At 55.3% G+C, this 4,084-nt stretch carries 4 protein-coding genes; all 4 read right to left on the bottom strand.

Translation table 11 applies throughout. The annotated features are described in order from the left end of the window. Window positions 1–500 (bottom strand): flavin reductase family protein (locus tag VK725_RS07605; protein ID WP_325317456.1); only part of this gene is annotated, 500 nt, incomplete at its 3' end. A 56-nt stretch (window positions 501–556) separates the two neighbouring features. Further along, window positions 557–2,254, bottom strand: a complete 1,698-nt coding sequence (locus tag VK725_RS07600; protein WP_325317455.1) for an MFS transporter — start codon at window positions 2,252–2,254, stop codon at window positions 557–559. A 479-nt stretch (window positions 2,255–2,733) separates the two neighbouring features. Then, window positions 2,734–3,555 (bottom strand): PGN_0703 family putative restriction endonuclease, encoded by an 822-nt coding sequence (locus tag VK725_RS07595; RefSeq protein WP_325317454.1) that lies wholly within the window; start codon window positions 3,553–3,555, stop codon window positions 2,734–2,736. A 107-nt stretch (window positions 3,556–3,662) separates the two neighbouring features. After that, entirely contained in the window at window positions 3,663–4,004 is a 342-nt protein-coding gene (locus tag VK725_RS07590) for a hypothetical protein (protein ID WP_325317453.1), read from the bottom strand. Window positions 4,005–4,084 lie beyond the last annotated feature (80 nt).

Below are 4,084 nucleotides of genomic sequence, written 5' to 3'. Positions count from 1 at the left end.
TCCTTAATAAAACTTTCATCGCTATGAATGCCGACGACCTGCCCGAAGACGACGTATCGATCGGTGTTTTCCCCCTGGATGTCACTAAGATGCACGGTTTGCAGCCATCGGCATTCCAGCGCGCACGGAGACGTTTTTATTCGCGGAGGTTTTATCAATATCGATGGTGCAGAAACCAACCCCGCCTCCTTCATTTCATTGGTGCCGCGTGCGAACGGTCCCGAAGTGGCATTCATTTGTTCGCGCAGATTCCAAGTGGCTAGGTTGCAGACAAATTCCTTGGTTTCCTCGACAAAAGTGATTGAATCCTTTCGACCCTCGGAAGCGAACATCACCATCGGCGGATCGCTCGAGACGCCATTGAAGAATGAATACGGGGCGAGGTTGATCTCTCCCTTCGCGCTCATCGATGAGATCCAACCGATAGGACGTGGCGCGACGATGGCCTTGAAGGGATCGCGCGCAAGTCCGTGGTTCCTCTTACTGGGTTCGTAGAACAAGGCGCTCTCCGTCACTCCAAAAGAACGTGTTGGGCGAGAAGGTCGCCGCGTTTCGACTAGCCAGGCGACAACCTAGCAGGGTGAGCTGCTTCAACCCCGGATCCCAGCACAATATCCACGTCCTTGGTCTCCCGTAAGAAGGCTCCCCCGATCACCACGGTCATGAGGGCAACAATCACGGAGTACCACAGCCCGGCATAGATATTGCCTGTGGCAGCCGCGACAGCCGTTGCCAGCAAGGGCAGCATGCCGCCGAAGACACCGGCGCCGATGTGGTAGGGCATCGATATCGATGAATAGCGAATTCTCGTGGGAAATAATTCCACCAGAAACGCGGCAATCGGTCCGTACACCATCGCTGCGTATATCATCATGACGAGCAAGATCAATTCCGTCATGAACCAGTTTATTTTTGACGTATCGGCGGACTTTGGCGCGACTTTGCCTTGGCCGTCGCGCTCCAGATTGGGATATCCTGCATCGACAAAAGCCCCGTTCCATCTATTGACATCGAAGCCTTCCATTGTCACCGTCCCGATCTTCAGGGTGACCTTGCTGCCCATTGCGGGAACATTCTCCGTCTTGAACGACACGCCAAGATTAGTTACCAAATCGCGCGCACGGTCACAGCTCGAAAATTGCGTGAAAGCAGTGACAAAGATGTGCAGCTGGCAGGTCGACGCGTTGGCATACACTGTCACGGGCTTACTCTTTGAGAAGGATTCAAGGTCCGGGTTGGCGTAGTGCGTGAGCCCGTCGAACAGTGGAAAGAAGGTGAGCGCCGCAATCAAGCAACCGGCGAGGATGATTTTGAGGCGCCCAATGCGATCGGACAGACCACCGACGAAAACGAATAGAGGCATCCCGATGAGTAGCGCGACCAGGACCAAGAGGTACGCCGGCAAGTAGTTCACTTTGAGCGTAATAGTGAGAAAGAACAGTGCATAGAACTGGCCCGTGTACCACACTACGCCCATTCCGGCGGTGGCTCCCAAAGTGGCAAGCAGCACAAATTTGTTGTTCGGGTAGCGAACGAAACTGTCGATCAGCGGCGACTTGGACCCTTTCCCTTCATCTTTCATCTTTAAGAATATGGGTGACTCGCTCAACTTGAGCCGGATATACAGCGAAAACAGCAACAAGATAACCGACAGGAGGAATGGAATCCGCCAGCCCCACTCCGAAAACGCCTTGGGTGGCATCAGCTGGCGGCAACCGATGATGATGATCAGGGCGAGTGCCAATCCCCCCGTCGCCGTGGTCTGAATCCAACTTGTCGCATAACCACGCTCGCCGGACCGGGCATGCTCACCCACATAGGTCGCCGCACCGCCGTACTCTCCGCCCACGGCAAGTCCCTGCAGCAGTCGCAGCGTAACGAGCAGTACCGGTGACAACCAGCCGATTCTTGCGTACGTTGGAAGCAAGCCGACCAGAAAGGTGGATGAACCCATCACAATGATGGTGACCAGGAAGGTATATTTGCGACCGACAAGGTCGCCGATGCGGCCAAACAGGAGCGCGCCAAACGGGCGCACCACAAAGCCCGCAGCATAGGTAGCGAAAGCCGCAAGCAACGCGGCAGTGTCGTTTCCGGCCGGAAAGAATAGTGACGCGAAAAAAGGCGCCAGCACGGCATAGAGATAGAAATCGTACCATTCGAATACCGTGCCGATTGATGAGGCGAAGACGACGAATCTCTCCGCGCTGCTCATCCCAGTGCCACGAATCCAAGCGCGAGTCGTACTACTCATGGGAAAGCTCCCTTGATGGGCGACTTATTTTGATCAACTTCCCTGTTCTAAGACCTTTATTGCGACAGGCGCTACAAACTGATTTATAGACCTGAGTGGCATTCTTCGTCGGCCGCGCCATTGGGCCTATCCTGCCCCGCCCGCGGCCCGATCGCAACTTTCAGGTGCAGACCGAAGCGAATGAATCTCAAACCATGGGCGCAAAAGGCCGAGAAGGCAAGGAGGAAAAGGGATCTGGAGGGAAAGGCACTCGGCACCCATATTGAAGCTTGGGGTGTGGGCAAGAACCCAGATCGAGCGCGGCACTACCGTAGGAAACGACGTCGCAAGTGCATTTGCAGGACACGAGGCGCGCAGAGTCAAACGCAGGATTGAACGGCGACAAGAGGGCCCTTTACCTGACGCGATGGAGTGGCCCTACGCTACCCAAGCTTTCCCGCCAAAGTCTTCGCAAGCAAGTACTGACGGCAATGCTTCTCTCAAATCCCATACTTGCCGGCCAAGTAGGCGGCGAGCGCCGGCGGACTGGCTGCCGCTACTTGCTGCCACGTTCGAAACCCGCACCGCAGCCTCACGGCGGTGTCTTTGATAGCCGCGTGAACTGACCACCATTCCTGCAAGAGATCTGGCCGCCGCTGATCAAGTAAGACAATCAACGTCGCGTTTAAATGAAAGGCGGCCAGGACATTGCGTATTAGTTGATAGCCCTTGAGCTCTGAATCGACGACTCGCAGTGCTGAACGGTCGAATACAGTATCGAAGTCTGTATATTCACGAACATGGTCGATTGGGCTTGAGGTGAAATCCTTTTCCGTAAGCTTCGCTTCGAAAATATGTGTGCCGATTTTCATGTCCAACTCGGTCGCATCTTGGCGATTTTGCGTCTTGGGCAGTTTCGCCTTGACCCCAAATTCCGGCAGCGCAGTGGAGCCGACCGATTCCCAAAGTCCCAAGCCCTTCATGATCCGAGGTACCGCGCCAGGAAAGCAGAAGCAATTCATGAGAAGTGCGTCCGAACTGTTGCTGGAGTCAAGCTCCCGCGCTCCGGCGTGTTCGACCGGTAGAGCGGTTGCGGCTTGAGCAAGACCCTTCTCGAGTCGGCGCGCCAAAGTGTCGCTGGCCAAGATCGACCGCCAGGAATCGGGATGAAAATTGCCGTGGCTATTCCCGTCCGCAGCAACGGGAAACAATATCGTCGGCGGATCGCCAAGGCTTGAATAGTGAGGGATACCCTGCGTGGTCGCCAGATAATGCGCGCGCTCGCGTAGCTCATCTTTAAGTTTGCTTACCCAGATAGTCATGATCCTCCTACGCAATAACGAAGCGCCTCATGGAAGCGAAGCCACCGGTCCCACAATGTTGTCCCGCGACCATGAAATGCCGGTATCGGCCAGGCTCGTACGTCGCCCTAGTTACTGACCGTCACACTTGCCTGAACCTTATGCGTGTAATCCGGATCATTCGCATCCAGACACAGGAATGTCAAATTACTCTGGCGCGGACTCCAGCCGTACACACCCGATTCGGTATTGCGCTGCATGACCAAGTGTTTTCCAAGCTTGTCGCAATAGTCACCCGCCGTCTTAAGGGCTTTGACATTGGTGTTCGCCTGGGTGGCGAAGCCGACGCCGGTCATCGACAGCTGATAGGTATCTTTGCCGACAGGCACGATGTTTGAAGGCACCGTGACGCAACCGGCTACCAAGACGACAGCAACGGCCGGCCATAGACGCAATTGGCGATTGGACATAGAGCACTCCCTGGATGATTTGCCATCGATAGTGCACCAATCGGACCTTGCGGGATTGCCGTATGTCCGCAATCCTTCCT

This window comes from Dyella sp. (assembly GCF_035486915.1).
Lineage (GTDB): Bacteria > Pseudomonadota > Gammaproteobacteria > Xanthomonadales > Rhodanobacteraceae > Dyella_B.
The sequence above is the reverse complement of the archived record's forward strand: the minus strand, read 5'-3'. Positions and strand labels throughout refer to the sequence as shown.